This is a genomic window from Asticcacaulis sp. (assembly GCF_035497195.1).
In the GTDB taxonomy this organism is placed as follows: Bacteria; Pseudomonadota; Alphaproteobacteria; order Caulobacterales; family Caulobacteraceae; genus Asticcacaulis.
In genome coordinates this window covers 120,698-143,451 of the sequence record NZ_DATJDZ010000017.1, presented here as the reverse complement: position 1 = coordinate 143,451, position 22,754 = coordinate 120,698, and the positions used below count along the sequence as shown (strand labels likewise).

Here is a 22,754-nt window from a genome sequence, read left to right as displayed (position 1 = left end):
TATGGGCCTGTATCTCTTCCGTCTGCCCGATGTTGGCGAAGGCGTGGCTGAGGCCGAAATCGGCTCCTGGTATGTCAAGGCCGGCGATGTCGTTCAGGAAGATGCGCCGCTGGTCGATGTGCTGACCGACAAGGCGTCGGTCGAGATCACCTCGCCGGTAACCGGCAAGGTTCTGGCCGTTCATGGCGCAACCGGCGATTTCGCGCCGGTCGGGTCTGTGTTGGTGGAACTGGAGGTCGAAGGGCAGGGCGAGGCCACGCCGACTGTTGCACAGGAACCCGCCGAGCCTCTTGCGCCGCCAGTTACATCCCCAGCGGCATCAAAGTCCGCGCCTTTGGCGGCGCCGGCCACGCGTCATCGCGCCGATGAAATGGGCGTTTCCCTGTCGTCCGTGACTGGTAGCGGACCGGAAGGACGTGTCCTGCCGGATGATCTCGACGCCTATGCCCAGCCGGAAAGCGGCCCTGCACCTGTCAAATCCGACGGCGTGACCGAAATCCGCATTGTCGGCCTGCGCCGCAAGATCGCCGAGAAGATGCAAGCCGCCAAGCGCAATATCCCGCATTTTGCCTATGTTGAGGAATTCGACCTGACCAATCTGGAAGGCTTGCGCAAGGAACTGAACGACAGCCGTGGCGCGGACCAACCCAAGCTGACCCTTTTGCCCTTCTTCATGCTAGCGGTGGCAAAGCTGCGGTCGGAATTTCCCAATGTGAATGCGCGCTATGATGACGAGGCCGGAATCCTGCGTGCCTATGACGCCGTTCATATCGGCATCGCCACCCAGACGCCGAACGGTCTGGTCGTGCCGGTGGTGCGTCATGTCGAGGCGCTCGATCTGTGGGGCTGCGCCCGCGAACTGGCGCGGGTCACGAAAGCCGCGCGCGACGGCACGGCCAGCCGCGAGGAACTGAGCGGTTCGACCATTACGCTGACCAGCCTCGGCGCGCTCGGCGGCATCGCGGCCACGCCGGTGATCAATGCGCCGGAGGTGGCGATCCTCGGCCCCAACAAGCTGGTCGATCGGCCGGTGGTGCAGGACGGGCAGGTGGTGATACGCACCCTGATGAACCTGTCGTCCTCCTTCGATCACCGGATCATCGACGGCTTTGATGCGGCGTCCTATGTCCAGCGGCTCAAGCGGCTGATCGAAAAGCCGGCCCTGTTATTTATCGGCTAAGGGCGTCGTGGAGTTCGCGGTAAGCCGCAACAAGCGCATCCAGTTGGAAGGCGCGATTCAGGCCGCTGGGATTGGGTAAAATCCAGACCTGCGCGCCGCCGAACCGGTCAGATTGCCGTCCCCAGGACAACTGGCGCTGACCGGTTATGGCGGCATAGGCTGGCTTGCCGAGAAAAGCCACGTAATGTGGCGTGTAGGTTTCGATCTTGGCCTTGAGTGCCGCGGCACCGGTCGTGAATTCGCTGCGTGACAGTTCACCGGCGCTGACCGTCGGGCGCGGCGCGGCCGTGGTCAGGCCACAGCGGTAATCCAGCAGGGTGCGGTCTTCTTCGGGCTTAAGCTGGACCTGTGTGAAGCCCGCCAAATGTATGGCGCGCCAGAAGCGATTGCTGCGATTGGCGAAGCTGTGCCCCGTGGCCGCCGAGGTCAGGCCGGGATTAAGACCACAGAAAAGGACATCGAGATCAGGTCCGATGATATCCGGGAGGGCGGTTGGCGCGAGGGACATCACGATAATTTGCCGTCCAGATAATCGGCGATGGCGACGGCGTTGTTGTGCACCGGGTCGTGCGCCGCAAAGAGCAGGGTGGTTTTCCCGGTCTTGATCAGGTCGCGCACCTGCTTGACGGCTTCGGGATTGGCGTCGAGTTCGCGGGCATATCGCGCACGAAATTCCGCCCAGCGCGCCGGATCATGATTGAACCATTTACGCAGTTCCGTTGTCGGCGCCACGGTCTTCATCCAGGTATCGACGGCCGCCTTTTCCTTGGTCAGGCCGCGCGGCCAGATGCGATCGACCAGAATGCGCTGGCCGTCTGTCGTTTCCGCCGGTTCATAAACCCGTTTGATATGCAGGGACATGTGGTTCCTCTCCAATCTGAATGCATTTATAGCACGACTGGCGACAAAAAGCCCCCACTTCACAGGCTGGGCCGTGCGGAGCGGGGGCAAGTCAGGAAGGGAGCCTTGAGAGCCATGCAAGTCGGGGAAAGCTGACAACACATCAAGGCTATCTGACTAATCTAAAATATTACCCGGCTGATTGCAACGTGTTTATATAGATACCCCTCTCCGCGGAGAGACTTTTAACCCCGGCGCTTTCACATATGCCAGCCGCCGGAGCGCATTTTGAGGTGTATTTTACAGCATGTCCGATAAATTTGATCACTTGATGGCGGTGATATGATGTGCCAATAAACATAATACATCAGACCTCTTGCAATTGAGGCGATAATGCCGAGGAAATCCCAATGACCATGACGCGACGTACCCTGATTGAGGCTGGCATGGCTGGCATGTTGGCGGCTGCGGCAGCACCTGCCTTTGCGCAGCCCCCTGCCGGTGAAACGGCCTCAGGGCTGCAAAAAACATCCTCGATATTATGGTATGACAAGCCGGCGAACCAATGGGTCGAGGCCAATCCGGTCGGTAATGGCCGATTGGGCGCCATGATTTTCGGCGGCATCAAGCGTGAACGTCTGCAACTCAACGAAGATACGCTATGGTCGGGCGGACCATACAACAATGTCAATCCGGCGGCGCGTGAAGCCCTGCCGGTCATTCGGAAACTGATCTTCGACGGCAAATACGCCGAGGCCGAAACCTATGCCGATGCGCATGTCCAGGCCGTCCCGATGCGTGAAATGGCCTATAGTTGCGTTGGAGATCTGTGGCTCGACCTGTGTGATGTCGATGAGACCTCGGCCAGCGGTTACCGGCGCGAACTGGATATCGCCGCCGCGGTCAGCCGCGTCAGTTTCACCGCCGATGGTGTCAGATATATCCGCGAAGTCATCGCCTCATATCCCGATAACCTGCTGATCGTCTCCATCCGCGCCGAAGGCGGCCCGCTGGCGCTCGACCTGGGTTTTTCCTCCGGCTTGCGCACGCAAATCACCGCAGATGGCGACATCCTGGTCATGGCGGGAGTCAATAATGCCGATCGCGGCATTCCTGGCGCCTTGCGTTTTCAGGCGCGGGCGCAGGTTATTGCGGATGGGGGCACGATCCGTCCGAACGGCTCACAACTCGAAGTGCGCGGTGCGAAGGCCGTCACGATCCGCGTGGCGATGGCGACCAGCTATCGCGGCCCCACCGATGTCGGCGGCGATCCGGAAGCCTTGACGCGCGCCCATCTGGCGGCGGCGCAAGACAAGGATTTCGCCGCGCTTATGGCCGCCCATACGGCCGATTACACGCCCCTGTTCAGCCGGGTGTCGCTCGATCTGCCCGCCGGCAAACGCGCCGCGCAGGTGACCAGCAACCGGATCGAACACACGGCCGACAGCGATGATCCGTCACTGGCAGCGCTGTATTTCCAGTTCGGCCGCTATCTGCTGATCTCGTCGTCGCGCAGCAGCCAGTCGGCCAATCTGCAAGGCATCTGGAATGACAGCAACACACCGCCCTGGGGCAGCAAATACACCATCAATATCAACACCGAGATGAACTACTGGCCAGTCGATGCCGCCAATATGAGCGAGTGTATCGAGCCGCTGGTCAACATGATTGCCGAACTGGCGCAATCCGGCGCGCGGACCGCAAAAGAGATGTATGGCGCGCGCGGTTGGGTGGCGCACCACAATACCGATCTTTGGCGCGCCTCCGGGCCGGTCGATCACATGCAGACCGGACTGTGGCCGACCGGCGCGGCCTGGCTGTGCACGCACCTGTGGGATCACTATGATTACACCGGCGATATGGCCTATCTGGTGCGCGTCTATCCGCTGATGCAGGGGGCTTCACTGTTCTTCCTCGATACCCTGGTCAAGGACCCGAATACCGGCTTCATGGTGACCAATCCGTCGCTGTCGCCGGAGAACAATCATGGACGCGGCAGCACCCTGTGCGCCGGCCCGACGCTCGATAACCAGTTGCTGCGCGATCTCTTCGGCCAGACGGTGCGCGCGGCGGAAATTCTCAAGCGCGACAAGGTCTTGCGCACCGAAATCACCGCCATGCGAGATCGCTTGCCGCCGAATAAAATCGGCGCGCAAGGGCAGTTGCAGGAATGGCAGCAGGACTGGGACGCCGGTGCCCAGGATATCCACCACCGCCACGTCTCGCATCTCTACGGCCTGTTCCCAAGCCAGCAGATCAATATAGACGAGACGCCAGGACTGGCGCAGGCGGCGCGCGTCTCGCTGGAAACGCGTGGTGATGAAGCGACCGGGTGGGGGCTTGGCTGGCGATTGAACCTGTGGGCGCACCTGCGCGACGGTGATCATGCGCACAAGGTCCTGTCCATGCTGCTCAGTCCCGAGCGCACCTATCCCAATATGTTCGATGCCCATCCGCCGTTCCAGATCGATGGCAATTTCGGCGGGGTGCGGGGAATCGTCGAAATGCTGGTCCAGAGTCGCGGCGACACGATTCGTTTGCTGCCAGCCCTGCCATCCGCCTGGCCGGACGGCGAGGTGAGGGGGCTGCGCTTGCGCGGTGGCGCGGAGATTGACATCGCCTGGACGGGGGGAAAGCTGAAAGAAGCGCGAATTCGCAGCGCCATTGTCGGCACCCGGACGGTATATGCCGGTGGTGGCAGCGCCCGCATATCCCTTAAGGTCAAGGGTAGTCTGGTTTTGAGGTCTTCTGATTTTGTCTGAGCGCTTTAAATATAATACATAACCCATCATACAAATTATTTGACAAACCTGTCTGATAACTGTAGATCGGTCAGCTGACGGCGCTTCACCAAGATAGCGTCGCGCCCATACCAAGCCAAGCACACAGGGCCGACCAGAGGCCAGGGAACAAAGGGATTAGTTATATGTCGATCAAAGCCAGTTTAATGGCGTCGGGCGCCTGTATAGCGCTTATCATGATGGCCGCGCCGGCCTTCGCTCAGGATGTCGCCGCCGCCGTTGCAGCGCCTGCGGATGATACCGTTGTTGTCGTCACCGGCCTGCGCAAGAGCCTGCAAAGCGCCACCAATCTCAAGAAGAATTCCGCGCAGATCGTTGATTCGATCGTCGCTGAAGATATCGGCAAGTTGCCGGATACCAATATCGCCGAAACCCTTCAGCGCATTCCCGGTGTCCAGATCTCGCGCAATACGCGTGGCGAGGGCAATGCTTATGTCGTCCACGGCCTCAAGCAGGTCATGACCACTCTGAATGGCCGCCTGCTGTTCACCGTTGCCAACCGTTCGGCGACCCTGCTCGATTTTTCGGCCGATATCCTGTCAGGTGTGGATGTTTACAAGACGGCGACCGCCGACCAGATCGAAGGCGGCCTCGGCGGCCTGATCAACGTTCACGCCGCGCGTCCGTTCGATTTCAAGGGTTTTCACGCTTCTGGCACCATCGCCGGCAATTACAGCAATATCCACGGTGATGTGACGCCGCGCCTCTCTGGCGTCGTCTCCAACCGCTGGAACACGTCGCATGGCGAATTCGGCGCCCTGCTGGGCTTCCAGTATGAGCAGATCGATTCCGGCGGTTATCAGACCGGCGCCAATGCCTATGTCACCCGCAACGACATCTACGATTTTGATGGCGACGGCCAGCTTAACAGTGCCAACAATGCCGACGCCATCCAGATTCCGACAACGGCCAAGGCGCAGTATGAACTGGGCGAGCGTCGCCGTGGGGCGCTTTATTCTTCCATGCAGTGGAAACCGAACGACGATCTGACCCTGTATACCGACCTGCTGTGGACCTATTCCGGCGGTCATTCATCCACCAAGGTGCTGACGCTGAAGTACGCCGCCGCGGATGGCGCGATCGCCGGCCCGATCACGCTTAAGCCGGGCACCGATATCGTCGATACGGCCACCTTCACCAACCCGACCGTACAGACTCAACAGGGCTACTCCGACAATCCGTACAATAATTACAATGCGGCCTTCGGCGGTAAGTATCACCACAATAATCTGACTGTCGGCGCCGAACTGTCGTTCGAACGGAGCGCCGGTCCGTTCTATAGTCGCTCAATCACCCTGCAGGGCAAGGCGCCCAGCGCCACGGTCGATCTGTCCGGTAGTCAGCCCGATATCAATCTGAACGGCTTTGATGCCACTAACCCGGCCAATTTCGCATATGCCACCTATAGCGACCTGGGCCAGCGCACGACCGGCAAGGAAACGGTCGCTAAGGTCGACGTTCGCTATGACTTCGAAAAAGGTCCGATCAGGGCGCTTCTCGGCGGTCTCTACTATTCCGACCACACGGCCACCAACGATGTCTACAGCGTCTCCTTCAATCCATCGAATTCCGGTTTGAGTGTGCCGCTTTCGGCGATCACCGAGACGACTCCGAATAACCTGTTCGATGGCGAAGACAGCTCGCTGAATCAGTGGATCACGGTAAAAGACGACATCCTCAAGAGCATGCGCGATACGCGTATCCTGGTTGGCGTGTCGCCGAATGACCAGCCCTATCCGGTGGGCAACCATTACAACTACAACGAAAAAGTGACGGGCGCCTATCTCGAAGCCCAGTTCGCTTTCGACACCTTGCCGATCCCGATCGATGGTAATATCGGCGTGCGCTCGGTCCATACAGACGGCGTCAACTCGGTGTACGAAAAGGATATCAACGGCGTTTATCAGCCGATCAAGGGCGGCAAGCCGTATGATAACGTTCTCCCGAGCCTGAATGTCCGCGCCAAGTTCACCGACGATCTGTACCTGCGCCTGGCCTATTCCAAGGCGATCTCGCGTCCGGAATTTGGCAACCTGTCGCCCGCCTTGGTGCTCAATGTAACGAGCGCCACCGGTTCCGGTGGTAATCCGGATCTGGAGCCGGTCAAGGCCGATCAGTATGATGCCTCGTTTGAATATTATTTCGGCCGTTCGAACATGCTGGCCCTGTCGCTGTTCCAGAAGGACGTGACTGGCTTCATACAGAAATTCGCCGTCTCGGAAGATATCGATGGCGTTTCCTACCAGATCAGCCGCCCGCGCAATGCCGGCACCGGTTCGATCAAGGGCTATGAAGTCAACTATCAGCAGTTCTTCGACTTCCTGCCGGGCCTCTGGTCGGGTCTCGGCGTTCAGGCCAACTACACCTATGTCGACAGTTCGCTTTCGACCTTCTATCTCGACTCGGCCAACGTCCAGCACTTCTACAATGTGGCGGCCGAACAATTATCGAAGAACAGCTATAACCTGACCGGCATCTACGAAAAGGGCCCGATTTCGATGCACCTGTCGTACAACTGGCGCGACAAGTACATCCAGACGACATCGGGCGATACCTTCTCGCGGCCTCTGATGGTTGATCCATTGGAATCGCTCGATTTTTCGGCCACCTATAAGCTAAGCCAGCGGTTGTCGGTCAAGTTTGACGCCGTTAACCTGACCAAGGCCTTCCAGCATCAGTATTACGGGGCTTCGCCGCGTGATGGAGTGGTCAATGCCTCCGGCGACTACAGCGCGCCGTTGCTGCCGGCCCTGGCCAATCAGCTCGACCACAGCTTCGAAATCGGCTTACACTACACCTACTAAGCTGAGCTAATGTGAGAAGGCGCATTCCATCCGGGGTGCGCCTTCTCACTTTTCCGGAGATGGCCATGCGATCCTTTGCGTTTGCCTTGAGTGCGTACCTTCTGGTGTCTGGCGTACAGGCGGCGACACCCGCCACGGCCGGGCTTGATGGCAATTTCGACGAGGCGCTGGCGGGTAGCTATACCCTGCCGGACCCGCTGGTGATGCAGGATGGCCGGCCTGTGACGTCGGCGAAGATGTGGCAGGAGGCGCGGCGGCCTGAACTGCTGAAACTGTTTGAGGATAACATTTTCGGTGTGTCGCCGGCGGCGCCAAAGCATATGCGTTTTGTCGTCACCGATAACGATCCGAAGGCGCTGGGCGGTCTCGCCGCGCGCAAACAGATCGCGATCTATCTCAACGGCAAGGACCAGGGACCGCAGATGCGCGTCCTGCTTTATCTGCCGAACGGTGTGAAGGCGGCGCCGGTTTTTGTAGGGCTTAATTTTCACGGCAATCAGTCGATCGATCCGGACCCGGCCATCGATATCACCACCACCTGGCTAACCGATTACCAGTCGCCCGGCATCATCAAGCATCACGCCACGGCGGCCTCGCGCGGCCAGGATGCGGCGGAATGGCCGCTGCAACAAATACTCTCGGCGGGCTATGGCGTGGCGACCTTCGCGCCCGGCGATCTTTATCCGGACAGCGACAATATGATCGCCGAAAGCGTCCACCCCTATTACGGCACGCAGAGTTCCGCGCCCAATCACTGGGGCGCCATCGCCACCTGGGCCTGGGGCCTGAGCCGCGTCTATGACTATCTGGCGACCGACAAACAGGTGGATGCGAAGCGCGTCATCGTCATCGGCCATTCGCGCTATGGCAAGGCGGCGCTGTGGGCCGGCGCCAGCGATCCGCGTTTCGCTATGGTGGCGTCCAACGACTCGGGAGAGGGCGGCGCCAAGCTCTATCGCCGCAATTTCGGTGAATCCATCCGGGTAATGAACACCTACTGGTTCGCGCCGCGCTTCAAGAGCTTTGCCTCGCGCGAACAGGATTTGCCGGTCGATGCCCACGAACTGATCGCCCTGGTGGCGCCGCGTCCGGTCTATGTCGCCACGGCCACCGAAGACCTGTGGGGCGATCCGAAAGGGGTGTTCCTCGCCGCCAGGGCCGCCGATCCGGTCTATCGCCTGCTGGGCACGGATGGGCTGGGCGTAACCGACATGCCGCCGCCCGATACGCCGGTGCAGACGACAATCGGTTTTCATAACCGGACCGGCGTCCATGAGATTACCGCCTATGACTGGAGCCAGTATATCCGCTTTGCCGATACCCACCTGCGCACGCTTGCGAAATGAATTGGACTGATGTGGTCGTCTGATATATTTACGAATCGCTATCACAGACGGCGGATAACAGGAATCTATTTCTATGGCGGCGGAGAATCAGAAGCTTTATCAGAATATTATCGCGGCCTTGCAGGCGGATATCGCCGAAGGACGGTTCCGCGAGGGTGATCGCCTGCCGCCGGAACGGGTTCTGGTCGAGCGCTTCCAGGTCAGCCGCCTGACGATCCGTGAAGCCATGATCGGTATGGAGATTCTGGGGCTGGTCGCAGCGCGGCGTGGATCGGGCGTCTATGTTACGGCCCCGCCGGCGGATGGCCTCGCCACCAGCGAACTGGATATCGGCGCGTTTGAGCTGACGGCGGCGCGGCGGGTGGTCGAAGGCGAGACGGCGGCCATCGCGGCCAGCATGGCGTCAGATGAGGAAATTGCCGAGCTTGAGCAAATCCTCAGCCGCATGATCGATGAGAACAACGAAGGCGAAACCCTGACGCACGATGAGGCGGCCGACCGCGATTTCCACCTTGGCATCGCCAGCGCTACGCAGAACGACGCCCTGCTGCTGGTCGTCAAGACTTTGTGGGATGTGCGTGAACGCTCGCCACTGACCATGGAAATGCTGCGCCGGTCGCGCTCAGCCGGCGTCAAGCCGCAGATCGACGATCACCGCGCCATTGTCGACGCCATAGCGGCGCGTGATCCGGAGGCGGCGCGCAATGCCATGCGCGATCACCTTGGCCGGGTCATCGAAAACCTGTTGATCGTCACCGAAACCGACGCCATCAATCGCGTGCGTAATGAAACGGCGCGCCTGCGCGGCCGGGCCGGGCTTGGCCGGTAAAAGCGATGTGCAATCCGAATTGCGGCTTGTTTCGCTACCCGACACCGTGTACATTGGTCTGATAACTTTGTCAGACTTAAGTCAGTATCCATGCAATTGAATAAAATTACCGGCACGCAAATCCACGCCGGCGCGGCGATCATCCGGGCGGCGCGCGTCATCGTTACCTCGCCGGGGCGCAATTTCGTCACCCTGAAGATCGAGACCGACCAGGGCGTCTACGGTATCGGCGACGCCACCCTGAATGGCCGTGAATTGTCGGTCGTGTCCTACCTCGAAGATCACGTCATCCCCAACCTGATCGGCAAGGACGCCCAGCGCATCGAGGATATCTGGCAGTTTTTCTACCGCGGTGCTTACTGGCGGCGCGGGCCGGTCACCATGTCGGCGATCGCCGCGGTCGATACCGCCCTGTGGGACATCAAGGCCAAGCTGGCGGGGATGCCGCTTTACCAACTGCTCGGCGGGCGCTCGCGTGACGGCGTCCTGGTCTATGGTCATGCCAATGGTTCCGATATCGAGCATACGGTCGATGAGGTGGGGCGCTATATGAGCCTGGGCTACAAGGCGATCCGCGCACAGTCGGGCATTCCCGGCGTCAAAGGCGCTTATGGGGTCGGCCGCGGCGACATGTACTACGAGCCGGCTGACGGCACCCTGCCGACCGAGACCCTGTGGAACACCAGTTCCTACCTGAATTTCGCCCCGAAACTGTTCGAGAAGTTGCGCGATGTCCACGGCTTTGGCATCGAATTGCTGCACGACGTCCACCATCGCCTGACGCCAATTGAGGCCGGGCGTCTGGGCAAGGATCTGGAGCCTTACCGCCTGTTCTGGATGGAAGACGCGACTCCCGCCGAAAATCAGGAAGCCTTCAGGCTGATCCGCCAGCACACCACGACGCCGCTGGCCGTCGGTGAGATTTTCAACACCATCTGGGACTGCAAGGACCTGATCCAGAACCAGTTGATCGATTATATCCGCACCACGGTGGTCCATGCCGGCGGCATCACCCACCTGCGCCGCATCGCTGATCTGGCGTCGATGTATCAGGTGCGCACCGGCTCGCACGGCGCTACCGACCTGTCACCGGTCTGTATGGGCGCGGCCCTGCATTTCGATACCTGGGTGCCCAATTTCGGCATTCAGGAATATATGCGCCATACGCCGGAAACGGACGAGGTCTTCCCGCACGATTATAGCTTTGCCGACGGCTATCTCAAGGTTGGCGACACGCCGGGCCACGGCGTCGATATCGACGAGGCCCTGGCGGCGAAATACCCTTACCAGCCCATGCAACTGCCCGTCGCGCGCCTGCAGGACGGCACCATGTGGAACTGGTAGGGCGCTAAAAGATGACGGCGCGGGCATGTATCCGCGCCGCATTCTGATAAACGGGCAATTTATTGAAAGGGTCACGACCGATGTCGGCGTATCGCCTGTTTGCACGTTTATTCGTCCTCCTCATTCTTGCCGTGGCGCTTCCCGCTGCCGCCGCACCGTCTGACCGTGAGATCGCCGGGCCGTGGCGCTCGGCCCTGTTCGAGGCCGATGCCAACGGCAAGACCACCGGCGCCGACAATGCCTATCAGGCGGCCGCTTTCGCAGACAAAACCTGGACCTCCGTTTCGGTGCCTCACAACTGGCAGGGCTATACCTATGCCCGGCAGGTGGTGAATGGCAGCCGACATGGCACGGCCTGGTATCGCAAGGCGATCGACATTCCTGACCATTCGGCCGATGAGCGCGTTTTCCTGATGTTTGAAGGTGTCAATGCCTACGCCACCATCTGGTTGAACGGAAAGCCCGTTGGCAAGCATGGCGGCGGTCTGACCACCTTTACGGTCGATGTCACCGATGCGGTGCAAAAGGGCCAGAATCTGCTGGCGGTGCGCGTCGATAATCCGGCCGGTATTCGTGACCTGCCATGGGCGGCGGGTGACGATAATCCGATGAACGGTTTCGCCGAGGGCTCGCAGCCCTTCGGTATCTTCCGGCCGGTGCATGTCATCGTCAAATCGGCCCTGCGCGTGCAGTCGTTCGGTCTTTATGCCTGGGGCACGAAGGATACTATCACCGCCGTCAGCGCCACGCTCAATGTGCGCAGCGAACTGGAAAACCTGTCGGCGAAGGCGCGCAAGTTTCAATTGGTTGATGAACTGGTGGACAAGGACGGCAAGGTCGTCGCCAGCGTGACCCGGAACAGCGAATTGGCGGCTGGCGAAAAGGCGCGCGTCGATCAGGTGTTCCCGGCCATCGCCAATCCGCATCTGTGGTCGCCGGCCACGCCCTATCTCTATACCCTGCGCGCCCGGTTGATCGAAAACGGCCAGGTGATCGACGAATCCGAGACGCCGTATGGCATCCGCTACCTCGAAATCGCCACCAACGCGGACAGCACGCGGCAACTGATGATCAACGGCCAGCCATTCTTTATTCATGGCACAGCGGAATACGAACACCTGCTCGGCAATTCGCACGCCTTCTCGCCGGAGCAGATCCGCGCCCGCATCGAGCAGGTCAAGGCCGGCGGCTTCAACGCCTTCCGCGACGCCCATTATCCGCATAACCTGCGCTATCAGGCCATCCTTGAACAGGAAGGCATGATGTGGTGGCCGCAGTTCAGCGCCCATAACTGGAACGATAATCCGGCCTTCCGCGCCAATTTCCTCAGCCTGCTCCGCGACTGGGTGCGCGAGCGCCGCAACAATCCGGCCAATTTCATGTGGGGCCTGCAAAACGAAAGCACCCTGCCGGAAGAGTTCGTGGCCGAGGCCATGAAAGTCATCCGCGATCTTGACCCGACCGCCTCGGTGGAGCGCCTGATCGTCACCTGCAATGGCGGCAAGGGGGCGGACTGGAATGTGCCGCAGAACTGGTCGGGCACCTATGGCGGTGATCCGGAAAAGTACGGCGAGGAACTGAAGACACAAAGCCTGGTCGGCGAATATGGCGCCTGGCGCTCGCTCGGCCTGCATTCGGAACGGCCCTATCCGGTGACCGCTGCCTATGACGAAAGCAGCATGACCCAGATATTGGAAACAAAGTCGCGCCTGGCGGAGTCGGTCAAGAATCAGGTGGTTGGTGATTTCGTCTGGCTGTTGACCACGCACGAAAACCCCGGTCGGCCGATGAAGGTCGATGGCACGCAGATTTTCGACGGTATCCGCCCGCTTGAGCATATCGGACCGGCCAACAACAAAGGCCTGATGACCCTGTGGGGTGAGCCGCTCGACGCCTATTACATGCTGCGCGCCCGTGCGATCCCGGCTTCGCAGACGCCGATCGTCTATATCGTGTCGCACACCTGGCCGGACCGCTGGACGGCGCCGGGCGTCAAATCAGGCATCGAGGTTTTCTCCAACTGTGATCAAGTCGAACTGTTCAACGACGTCACTGGCAAGGTCTCCTTGGGCGTGAAAGACAAGGCCGCCGATGGTAAGCCGTTTGTTTGGGACAAAGCCAATATCCGTTATAATGCCCTGTCGGCGACCTGCCTGATTCATGGCAAGGTAGCTGCGCGTGATGTGGTGACACTGAACAACCTGCCGCCGGCGCCTGATCTGGCGGCATTGGTCACCGACCGCACCGATATTACCAAGGGCGCGGCGGGCGCCAGCTATCTCTATCGCGTCAATGCCGGTGGTTCGGACTATACCGATGCCGATGGCCAGTTGTGGTTGGGTGACCGTCACCTGACGGATGGGGCGCGGTGGGGCTGGAAAAGCTGGGCTGACGATTATCCCGACCTCGATCCGGCACTTGGCAGCCGCCGTGTCCAGTATGACCCTGTCGAAGGTACCTCCGAGCAAGGCCTGTTCAAGACCTACCGTTTCGGCCGGGATCGCCTGGTCTACAGCTTTGCCGCGCCGAAGGGCGTTTACGAAGTCGAACTGTATTTCGCCGAGCCGTGGTATGGCCGCACAGGCATCAACGCCACCGGCTGGCGGCTGTTCGATGTCGCGGTCAATGGCAAGACGGCGCTGAAAGATGTCGATCTCTATAAAGAGGCCGGTTTTGAACATGTGGTGAAAAAGGTCATCAAAGCGACTTCGGTCGATGGCCGGATCGTTATCAGCTTCCCGCACGTCGCTGCCGGACAGGCGGTGATATCAGCCATAGCGATCCGCAAGGCCGGAAAAGGTGCGACCTATGCCGCTGATGGCACTGACCTGATCGACGGGAAGGGCGCGCACAGCTTCCTCGATAATGGCGATGCGGTTGGCGTGGGTAAACTGACCTGGAGCCGCCTGCCGATGGACCTGCTCGACAGCGACTGGACGACAGGAAGTTTCCATACGAGGGTCGACTCCGATGTCTACCTGCCGCTGCGCACCGGAGACTCCACGCCCACCGGTTGGGCCGAGACCGACCTGAAAGCCGAATGGATCGGCGAGGGCGGGGCAAGCGTGCGTTTCGTCAGTCGCCGCTTTGCCGCTGGTGAAACGGTCGCGGTCGAGACGGCCAATCCGCTGCTGGTGCGTCGCCACCTGCCATCGCCTTATGCGCCGGGCGTCTTCACCTTTGTCAAAACGACCGGTCTGTTCGAGGCCGAAACCGCCAGGTTCGACAAGGGCGTGATCGCCTCGAATCTCAAAGGCTATGGTGGACCAGGTTATGTCGAAATCCAGGCCGGCGGCAATATCACCTGGTCGGTGACCTATGGCGCGGCGGCAATGCACAGCTTCAGGTTCCGTTATCAGGGCGCCACAAACGGTCACCTGACCCTGACCGACGAAAGCGGCATTGTCGCCGCCGACATGCCGGTTAGTCTGCCGGCAGGTGAAAAAGGCGTCTGGCAGGAAGTGACGATCGAGACGCCGACCCTGATCAATGCCGGCACCTATGCGTTGAGACTGACCACGGACGCCGGCGTGATCGTCGACTCGCTGCGGATGCAATAACCTTATGCCGACAAAGCGCGCCAGAGCTGATAAAAGGCTTTGGCGCGTCATCTTTCTTGTTTAGTATGCGCCGAAACTACGCATTCTCAAGGTAAGACCAGCATGACCGGCGAAAACGTCAATCCGATCCCCAACCTCCTGACAGGCGTCCGCCTGGTGTTCGGCGTGGTGATCTTCGTCCTGCTGGCCGGTATGGCGGGCGGTATTCCGTTCCTCAACCCGCAGTCAAATGTGCTGTTCAGTATGCAGCGGTGGAGTGTCTATGTCTTCGTCATCGCCGCCCTGACTGACCTGTTCGACGGCATACTGGCGCGTAAGCTCCACGCCGAAAGCCAGTTGGGCGCCATTCTCGATCCGATCGCCGACAAGATCCTGGTGTGCGGCACCATCCTCGGCGTTTTCGCCATTCATTCCGGTGATCCGTGGTTCGCCCTGCCGGCGGCCTTCATCCTCTTCCGTGAGTTCGCCGTCAGCGCCCTGCGCGAAGCGGCCGCCGCCAAGGGGGTCAAGGTGCCGGTCAGCTTCCTCGGCAAGGTCAAAACGACCATCCAGCTTATCGCGCTCGGCGTGTTGCTGTTCGCCGACGCCTGGTCGGCCTTCGGTCTGCAACCGGACGGCTCTTCCGCTGTGCTGGTGACGGGTTACGCGCTGGTCTGGATCGCGGCGATCATCTCGCTGTGGACCGGAATCGCCTACTTCATCGCCGCGAGTAAAGATTTGTAAATTGGCCAAGGATGCCAATTTACGCGCCGATGTTCGGAAACGGACACTTTCAAGGCGCGGCTTTAACACAACAGGTCGCAGCCGCAACCTATGTTACGCCGATTTAATTAGACCTTTATCAAAAACTTATAGATGTTGCCCTCATCGTGCATTGCGCACCTAAAAGTGGTAATATGTCCCTAGCTCTATCGACCCTGTTATATGAATGGCGACGGTATATGGCGGCCGTCATCGCCCTGGCCGTGGCAGGCCTGCTCGTGCTCGCCATGTCCGGCATGTTCATGGGGATGGCCAAGTCCTTCACCGCCACGGTCGATAAGTCACCGGCGCAGGTTATGATCCTGCCGCCGGACGCCGAAGGGCTGTTTGGCAACAATTCCGGCCAGCCGCGCCGCCTCATTCCCACCATCTACCAGCACCCGGACGTCCTTGAAGTCCAGCCGCTGAATGGTAGCTGGGCCTTCTGGTCGAACTTCCCCAAGGACGGTCAGCCGGCCAAGGGGGATGGCGTTCAGGTCGTGGTGGTCGATCCCGTCAAGGGCGCCGTGACACTGCCGACCGATTTCAGCGATGAGGTGATCGCCGCCCTGCAACAGCCTTTTACCGTCGTGCTCGATCGCTCCAGCCTGAACAAGCTCGGCGTCAAGGTGGGCGACAAAGCCAAGATGAACGGCCGTATGGTCACAGTCGGTGCGGTGGTGGACGGTTATCCGTCGATGTTCAACTCCCAGGTCTTCGTCTCCTATCAGACCGGCAAACTGATCTATGTCGTCGATGAAGGTCCGCGCGTCGGCCCGCTGGTGGTCAAGATCAAGGACCCGACCAAGGCCGCGACGGTGGCTGCTGAACTGAATACAATGGCGAACGGCCAGTATAAGGCGTGGACCCGCGAACAATTGTCCAAGGCCAGTCAGAAGTCGATGCTCAAGGAAGGCGGCATCTCGATGATGATCGGCTTCGCAGTTCTCGTTGGTATCTTCATTGGTATCGTCATCACCTGGCAGACGCTGCAAGGCGCGATCATGGCCAATATCAAGGAGTTCGCTAGCCTGCGCGCCCTCGGCGTTTCGATGGGGGCCTTGCGCCTGATCATCATGGAACTGAGCTTCTGGGTCGGCATCGCCGGCCTGACCATGACAGCGATCCTGACGGGTCTTGTCGCCTTCGCTGCAAAATCGGCTGCGGTGCCGATGGACTTCCCGCTGTTCATCGTCATCCCGGTCACCATCGGCCTGATGCTGATCGCCATCCTGTCGGGCCTGTTCTCGCTCGGCGTCCTGAAAAAGAGCCAACCTGCGGATCTGCTGCGATGACCGGTAAACTAGCATTACAAGCCACAGGCCTCGGCAAGAGCTACAAGATCGGCAAGGTGAAGCAGGCCGTGCTCAAGGGCGTCGATTTCACCGCCTATCATGGTCAGGTCACTATGGTCATGGGGCCATCCGGTTCCGGCAAATCAACCCTGATCGCGGCGCTTTCCGGCCTGATGAAGCCCGATGAGGGCGAGGTTCTGGCGCTAGGCGAAAACCTGTGGAAGAAGAAACGCGGCAAGATCGACAAATTTCGTCTCGATCATTGCGGTTTTATCTTCCAGGGCTTCAACCTGTTTCCGGCGCTGAACGCCACCCAGCAGGTGGAGCAGGTGCTGAAATACCAGAAGGTGCCGCATGGCGAAGCACATAAACGCGCTATCGCAGTGCTGGGTTCGGTCGGTCTCGAACATCGCCTCAGGCAGAAACCGTCGGAACTTTCCGGCGGGGAAAAGCAGCGTGTCGCCATCGCCCGCGCCCTGTCCAAGATGCCTTCGCTGATCTTCGCCGATGAACCGACCTCGGCGCTAGATTCGGTCAGCGGTCAGGTGGTTATCAAGCTTCTGCACCAGGCGGCCAAGGAGCGCGGGGCGGCGGTCGTCGTCGTGACCCATGATCCGCGCCTCGAAGCCTATGCCGACCGCGTTATTCACATGGAAGACGGCAAGATCCTCAGCGACACGATGGTCGCCGAGCCGCCCGTCATCGCTTAAATTTGAACCAGAGAAATCATATGTCTCGTAAATTCGCAGCTACAACCGCCCTTACTTTTAGTCTTCTGACCCTCGCCGGCCTGTCGCTTTCCGCCTGTCAAAAACCGGGCGCGCCCGGCAGCAAGGCGGCGGAAGTCAAGGCGCCGCCATCGCCATATGCCGCCATCGCGGCCGGTAAGGTCGATGTCGATGGCGGGGTGATCGAAGTGGCCGCCCGCCGCGCCGGCATTGTCGATCAGGTCTTCGTGCAGGAAGGCGATATGGTCACCAAGGGCCAGATTCTCGCCCGTCAGGAAGATGAAGATACCTTGCTGGCGGTCAATAACGCCCGCGCCACCGTGGCGCAGGCCCAGAGCGCCCAGGTCCTGACCGAAGTCAATATCCGCACCGCCCAACGCGAATATGATCGCCTCAAGGAACTGGCGCCAAGTAATTTCGTCGCCCAGCAAAAGCTCGACCAGGCCAAGGACGCCATCGATGCTGCCCGCGCGACGCTGGAAGCCCAGCAGGCCGCTGTTGCTGTCGCGCGGTCGCAACTGGCCCAGGCCGAATATCAGCAGGACCTGACCATCATCCGCGCGCCGATGGACGGCAAAATCATCCGCCGCTACGCCAATCCGGGCGCTGGCGCCTCGACGCTCAATGTCTCGACCATGTTCGATCTGGAACCGGCCATTCCGCATATCATCCGCTCGGAAATCGTCGAAAGCTCCATCCCCGACGTGAAGATCGGCCAGGAAGCCGAGATCGTGCCTGAGGCCGATCCGACCAAACTCTATACCGGCAAGGTGATGCGCATCGCCGCCACCTTCGGCGCGCGCAAGCTGAAATCGGACGGCGGCAATGAAGCCTCGGATGAACGCGTCGTCGAGGTCGTGGTGTCGGCTGACAACACGCCCTTCCTGATCGGCCAGCGGGTTCTGGTGAAATTCATGAAGCCTGGCGAAAAGGCGGGGATCAAGCGCGAAGTCCCGAAACCGGTTACGCCGGCGAAATAGCATCCATATCCTGTACCTCCCCGACTTGTTCGGGGAGGGGGCTTACTTTCTTCCATACCTCAAAATTTTAACGACCTCGCGTTATGATCGTGGTCGTGAAACCCTTCTCTTTTGCCCTATTCCATACGCACCATGCACCCGACGCCCAGCCGAGAGCCGGCGGGGCCAGTCTCGATGTGCTGCGTTTTCTGGCGGCCAGCTTCATTTTGCTGTTCCACTATGGCTCGACCGCGCCGGTCAATCTCGGCGCCGTGATGCCGGTTTTCCAGCAGGGCTGGCTGGCGACGGATTTCTTCCTGTTCCTGTCGGGCTATATCCTGTCGCGCGCCTATGGCCAGCGACTGGTGACCTCGCACATGCGCCGCACGCATTTCTTCCTGCGCCGGTTCGCCCGGCTGTGGCCCTCGCATATTCTGGTGCTGCTGGCGTTCGGCGCTTTTGTCATCGCCTCGACGGCCGCCGGTTTCGCGCCTAATCATGCCGAAAAATACGGCGCGGCCGATTTTGTCGCCCAGGCTTTTCTGGTGCACGGCTGGGGCATGATGCACGCGGAATCGTGGAATACGCCGACCTGGACTCTATCGGTCCTGCTTGTCTGTTACGGCCTGTTCAGCGTCTATATTCCCTATATTTACAAGCGATCCCTGCCGGTCATGATGGGGCTGTCCGCCGTGGTGCTGCTTATCGCGCACGGTCTGGCTCTGAGCCTTGCGCATCATGCCTTTGTCGATCTGCCGTTCGCTTGGGGCTTGCTGCGCGCCGTGCCGCTGTTTTTGCTGGGCAACCTGATCGAACGCATGACGGTCGGCCTGCGGGTGTCGAAACCGGTGTTCTGGCTTGGCATGATTGGCTCTTTCCTGGCCATCAGCGGCCTGTGCCTGCTGCCGCGCAACGCCATCATCGACAGCCTGATCCTCGTCCTGCTGGGAGTCGTTCTGGCGGTTTCGGGCGGTGTGACCTTCCACGAGAATATCGTTACGCACCGCATGGGCCGCGCCTCTTTCGCCCTGTTCCTGACCCATTCTCTGGTCGGGGCTGTGTGGTTCGGTATCAGCCCGAAACTGATTGGACACTTTGACCTAAACGCGCCGGCGCAATGGTGTCTTTGGGGCGCAGGCGTGGTCATGGCGATTGTCGTCGCTTTCCTGTTTGATGCCCTGATCGACAAGCCCCTCAGCCAGCGGGTATCAAAGCTTTCCTTCGTAAAAGGCGGTATCTAAGCGTCCAAAAAACGCTAAACTCATGTCTATCGGAGGTGGTCATGAAGAAGGTGGCGCGCATCATCGCAGGTGGCGGATTGTTGTTTGGCCTGATCGGGCTTTTGCTGCAATTCAGCCTGACCATCCCGGCGGCGATGGCGGCGGGACGCAATTTCTGGCTGTCGGTCCTGTTTTACTTTTCGTTTTTCACCATCCTGTCCAATATCGCGGCGGTGCTCACTCATGCAGGGCAGCTACTTCCCGCACAGGCGCTGTACTATTTTCATCGCCGCAGCACGGCGGGCGCTATCACCACGCTCATGATGGTGGTGGGTATCGTCTATCATTTTATCCTGGCGCCGCTTTGGTCCCCTAAGGGCCTGTTTCTGGTCTGTGATGTGATCCTGCATTATGTCACGCCGCTCCTGATGGCGGCGTGGTGGCTGGTCAGCGCCAATGGCAAGGCGCGCTTCAAAACCCTGCTGTGGTGGTTGGTCCCGCCGGTTGTCTATGTTGTTTGCGTCTATATTCGCTGGGCCTTCGTACATGAAGTGCCGTATCCGTTTCTTGATCCGGCGCTGCCGCGTCAGGAACTGATACGCGGGATTGTCGGTATCATCGTGCTGTTCGTCATTACCGGCCCGGTGGTGGTCATTTCCGATAAGGTGGTCGGCTGGCTAAAGCGTCAGTATTCATAACGCTCAGACCGCATCCAGGCCAATGTCAAAATTTGGCGCGCTGTGCGTCAGGGCGCCGACCGAAATAACATCCACGCCGGTTTCGGCGATCCCGCGCACCGTCGCCAGATTGACACCGCCGGAAGCTTCCAGAATGGCTTTTCCACTCGCCAGTTTCACCGCCTCGACATACATATCGAGCGAGAAGTTATCGAGCAGCAGCACGTCCGGAGCATAGGGCAGGGCGTCTTTAAGCTGGGCGATGGAATCGACCTCGATCTCGATCTTCATGGTGTGACCCACCCCCGCCTTGGCGCGCTCCATCGCCGGCCCGACGCCGCCGCAGATGGCGATGTGGTTGTCCTTGATCAGGATGGCGTCATCGAGGCCGTATCGGTGGCTATGTCCGCCGCCGCATTTGACGGCGTGTTTTTGCAGGCCGCGCAGGAGCGGCAGGGTCTTGCGGGTACAGACGATTTTGCTTTTCAAGCCATCGATCGCGCTGACATATTCCGCCGTCAGCGAAGCGACACCGGAGAGATGGCAGAGCAGGTTAAGCGCCACGCGCTCGGCGGCCAGTATGGCGCGGGCATTGCCTTCGATGCGGGCGATGACATCGCCCTTTTTCACCGGACTGCCATCGGGCAGGAGGGTTTCAAAGCGGATCTGCGGGTCCATCAGGTTCATAGCCAGGCGGGCGCAATCGATGCCGGCGGAAATACCGGTTTCGCGCGCGCGAAATTCCGCCTTGAAGCGCGCCTTGGGAGGCACAACCGCCGATGCCGTCACATCCCCCGCCAGGCCCAGGTCTTCTTTCAGCGCGTCGCGAATAATCGGTTCGATCAGGAGGTCAGGCAATCCGGTGATGAACATGTACTCAACTCCCCATGTGTTTTTGTCTGGACTTCGGTCCAGTTTGTGAAGGTCCGCGCGCCAATGGCGTCGGTCAGCGGATAATCGCTGCGATAATGAGAGCCGCGACTCTCGTGCCGGCGCAAGGCGCAAGTGGTGATCAGGCGCGCATTTACCAGTGCCAGGGCATTCGGATAACGGTCGTCCATATCCGAAATCAGGCGCAGCAGGCGGGTCAGGCCGGCTTCATCGCGCACCACGCCGGCGTAGCGGCTCATGGCGTCACGCAAGGTTTGCAGGTCGTTTTCGGCGAGGCTGGGCGGCAGGGCAGGGCGAACAGCGTGGGTGGTATCCGGCGCGAAATCGTGCGGTAGTTCGGCCGTGGCGGCGATGCCGATACGTTCACCGAAGGCGGCGGCTTCAAGCAGGCTGTTCGAAGCCAGGCGGTTGGCCCCGTGTACGCCGGTACAGGCACATTCGCCGACGGCATAGAGGCCTTTCAGCGAGGTCTGGCCGAAGATATCGGTCCTGATGCCGCCCATATGGTAGTGTGCGGCGGGCGCGACCGGCATGGGCATGGTGCGCGGATCGATGCCCTGGGCCATGCACGAGGCGAAGACGGTGGGAAATTCGGCCGGGAAATGGTCGCCGATGGCCGTGCGGGCATCGAGGAAGGCACCGCCATTCTGGTCGGCCTTGTGGACGGCACGGGCGACGATATCGCGCGGGGCCAGTTCGCCGTCCGGGTGGTCGTCGAAGACGAAACGATGGCCGTTCTTGTCGATCAGGGTGGCCCCTTCACCGCGCAGGGCCTCGGTCGCCAGCGGGGCGGGGTCGAGGCCGAATTTCAACGCGGTGGGGTGGAACTGCACAAATTCCGGATCGGCGATTTCCGCACCGGCCAAGGCCGCCATTGCCATGCCTTCGCCGCGCAGGTTGGCCGGATTGGTGGTGACGGCGAACAGGCCGCCGGAGCCGCCGCTGGCCATGATCACGACCGGTGCATAGACCTCGACCTGTTTATCCGCATGTTGCACCAGGGCGCCGATGACGGCACCTTCGGCTGATTTGATCAGGCCGAGGGCCGTGGCGCGTTCCCAGATTTCGATATGCGAGGCATTCAGCGCCTGATGAACGACAGCCTCAAGGATGGCCTTGCCGGCGAGATCGCCACCGACGCGTGCCACGCGGGCCAGGCCGTGCGCGGCTTCGCGGTTGAGCACGAACGAACCGTCGGGCTTGTGATCGAAGGGGGCGCCGAGCGCATTGAGCTTGCGCACAGTTTCCGGCCCCATGTCGGTCAGGGTTTTCGCGGCCAGTTCATCGACAATGCCTGCCCCAGCATTGATGGTGTCGGTGGCGTGGTCTTTCGGCGAATCTTCGGGGGAAAGTGCCGCGGCAATGCCCCCCTGCGCCCAGGCCGACGAGCAGGCGACGCCGAGGGCCACCGGCGCCAGCACCAGCGTCTTGTGGGGCGCGGTATTCAGCGCCACGCTCAGGCCTGCAAGGCCGGCACCAATCACCAGCGGACCCTTATGGATATAGGTTTTCGTGGCCATGATAGCCTCCTGTGGATAG

17 protein-coding genes are annotated in these 22,754 nt (G+C 60.3%); 13 read left to right on the top strand and 4 right to left on the bottom strand.

Going from position 1 to position 22,754, the window contains the following annotated elements; all coding sequences use genetic code 11:
• Position 1: 1 nt before the first annotated feature.
• A complete protein-coding gene (locus tag VL130_RS09535; RefSeq protein ID WP_325362632.1) occupies positions 2–1,180 on the top strand; it encodes a dihydrolipoamide acetyltransferase family protein in 1,179 nt (392 codons plus the stop codon).
• On the opposite strand, the gene mug is transcribed toward VL130_RS09535, so the two are convergent.
• The gene (gene mug / locus VL130_RS09530; protein ID WP_325362631.1) at positions 1,170–1,688 is read right to left on the bottom strand and encodes a G/U mismatch-specific DNA glycosylase; all 519 of its coding nucleotides are present in this window, start codon (positions 1,686–1,688) and stop codon (positions 1,170–1,172) included. The genes VL130_RS09535 and mug overlap by 11 nt on opposite strands.
• Entirely contained in the window at positions 1,688–2,041 is a 354-nt protein-coding gene (locus tag VL130_RS09525) for a DUF488 domain-containing protein (RefSeq protein ID WP_325362630.1), read from the bottom strand. Before VL130_RS09525 ends, mug begins: the two co-directional genes overlap by 1 nt.
• A 389-nt stretch (positions 2,042–2,430) precedes the next feature.
• Here VL130_RS09525 and VL130_RS09520 point away from each other — a divergent pair, with 389 nt between their 5' ends.
• The 12 genes from VL130_RS09520 to VL130_RS09465 all read left to right on the top strand — a co-directional run bounded on the left by VL130_RS09520 (position 2,431) and on the right by VL130_RS09465 (position 20,345).
• Complete coding sequence (locus VL130_RS09520; RefSeq protein ID WP_325362629.1) at positions 2,431–4,782, top strand: glycoside hydrolase family 95 protein; 2,352 nt, start codon at positions 2,431–2,433, stop codon at positions 4,780–4,782.
• Between the two features lie 164 nt (positions 4,783–4,946).
• The gene (locus VL130_RS09515; RefSeq protein ID WP_325362628.1) at positions 4,947–7,625 is read left to right on the top strand and encodes a TonB-dependent receptor; all 2,679 of its coding nucleotides are present in this window, start codon (positions 4,947–4,949) and stop codon (positions 7,623–7,625) included.
• A gap of 65 nt (positions 7,626–7,690) precedes the next feature.
• Positions 7,691–8,971 carry a hypothetical protein gene (locus tag VL130_RS09510; protein WP_325362627.1) on the top strand — a complete coding sequence of 427 codons (1,281 nt, stop codon included), beginning with the start codon at positions 7,691–7,693 and terminating at the stop codon, positions 8,969–8,971.
• A gap of 73 nt (positions 8,972–9,044) precedes the next feature.
• Positions 9,045–9,800 carry a FadR/GntR family transcriptional regulator gene (locus VL130_RS09505; RefSeq protein ID WP_325362626.1) on the top strand — a complete coding sequence of 252 codons (756 nt, stop codon included), beginning with the start codon at positions 9,045–9,047 and terminating at the stop codon, positions 9,798–9,800.
• Positions 9,801–9,890: 90 nt separating this feature from the next.
• The gene (gene manD, locus VL130_RS09500) at positions 9,891–11,144 is read left to right on the top strand and encodes a D-mannonate dehydratase ManD (RefSeq protein ID WP_325362624.1); all 1,254 of its coding nucleotides are present in this window, start codon (positions 9,891–9,893) and stop codon (positions 11,142–11,144) included.
• A gap of 80 nt (positions 11,145–11,224) precedes the next feature.
• On the top strand, positions 11,225–14,704 hold the full coding sequence (locus VL130_RS09495; protein ID WP_325362623.1) for a malectin domain-containing carbohydrate-binding protein: 3,480 nt from the start codon (positions 11,225–11,227) through the stop codon (positions 14,702–14,704).
• A gap of 102 nt (positions 14,705–14,806) precedes the next feature.
• Positions 14,807–15,427, top strand: coding sequence for a CDP-diacylglycerol--glycerol-3-phosphate 3-phosphatidyltransferase (pgsA, locus tag VL130_RS09490; RefSeq protein ID WP_325362622.1), 621 nt, complete (start codon positions 14,807–14,809; stop codon positions 15,425–15,427).
• 173 nt (positions 15,428–15,600) lie between these two features.
• Entirely contained in the window at positions 15,601–16,740 is a 1,140-nt protein-coding gene (locus VL130_RS09485; RefSeq protein ID WP_325362621.1) for an ABC transporter permease, read from the top strand.
• Positions 16,737–17,450, top strand: a complete 714-nt coding sequence (locus VL130_RS09480; RefSeq protein ID WP_325362620.1) for an ABC transporter ATP-binding protein — start codon at positions 16,737–16,739, stop codon at positions 17,448–17,450. Before VL130_RS09485 ends, VL130_RS09480 begins: the two co-directional genes overlap by 4 nt.
• Before the next feature lie 20 nt (positions 17,451–17,470).
• Complete coding sequence (locus VL130_RS09475) at positions 17,471–18,448, top strand: efflux RND transporter periplasmic adaptor subunit (protein ID WP_325362619.1); 978 nt, start codon at positions 17,471–17,473, stop codon at positions 18,446–18,448.
• Positions 18,449–18,543: 95 nt separating this feature from the next.
• On the top strand, positions 18,544–19,668 hold the full coding sequence (locus tag VL130_RS09470; protein WP_325362618.1) for an acyltransferase: 1,125 nt from the start codon (positions 18,544–18,546) through the stop codon (positions 19,666–19,668).
• 41 nt (positions 19,669–19,709) lie between these two features.
• Positions 19,710–20,345: a Pr6Pr family membrane protein gene (locus VL130_RS09465; RefSeq protein ID WP_325362617.1), complete on the top strand. Its 636-nt coding sequence runs from the start codon at positions 19,710–19,712 to the stop codon at positions 20,343–20,345.
• A 3-nt stretch (positions 20,346–20,348) separates the two neighbouring features.
• On the opposite strand, the gene nadC is transcribed toward VL130_RS09465, so the two are convergent.
• Together nadC and VL130_RS09455 are read right to left on the bottom strand one after the other, a co-directional pair.
• Complete coding sequence (nadC, locus tag VL130_RS09460; protein WP_325362616.1) at positions 20,349–21,197, bottom strand: carboxylating nicotinate-nucleotide diphosphorylase; 849 nt, start codon at positions 21,195–21,197, stop codon at positions 20,349–20,351.
• On the bottom strand, positions 21,167–22,735 hold the full coding sequence (locus VL130_RS09455; protein ID WP_325362614.1) for an L-aspartate oxidase: 1,569 nt from the start codon (positions 22,733–22,735) through the stop codon (positions 21,167–21,169). The genes nadC and VL130_RS09455 overlap by 31 nt, the downstream gene beginning before the upstream one ends.
• Positions 22,736–22,754: the final 19 nt, after the last annotated feature.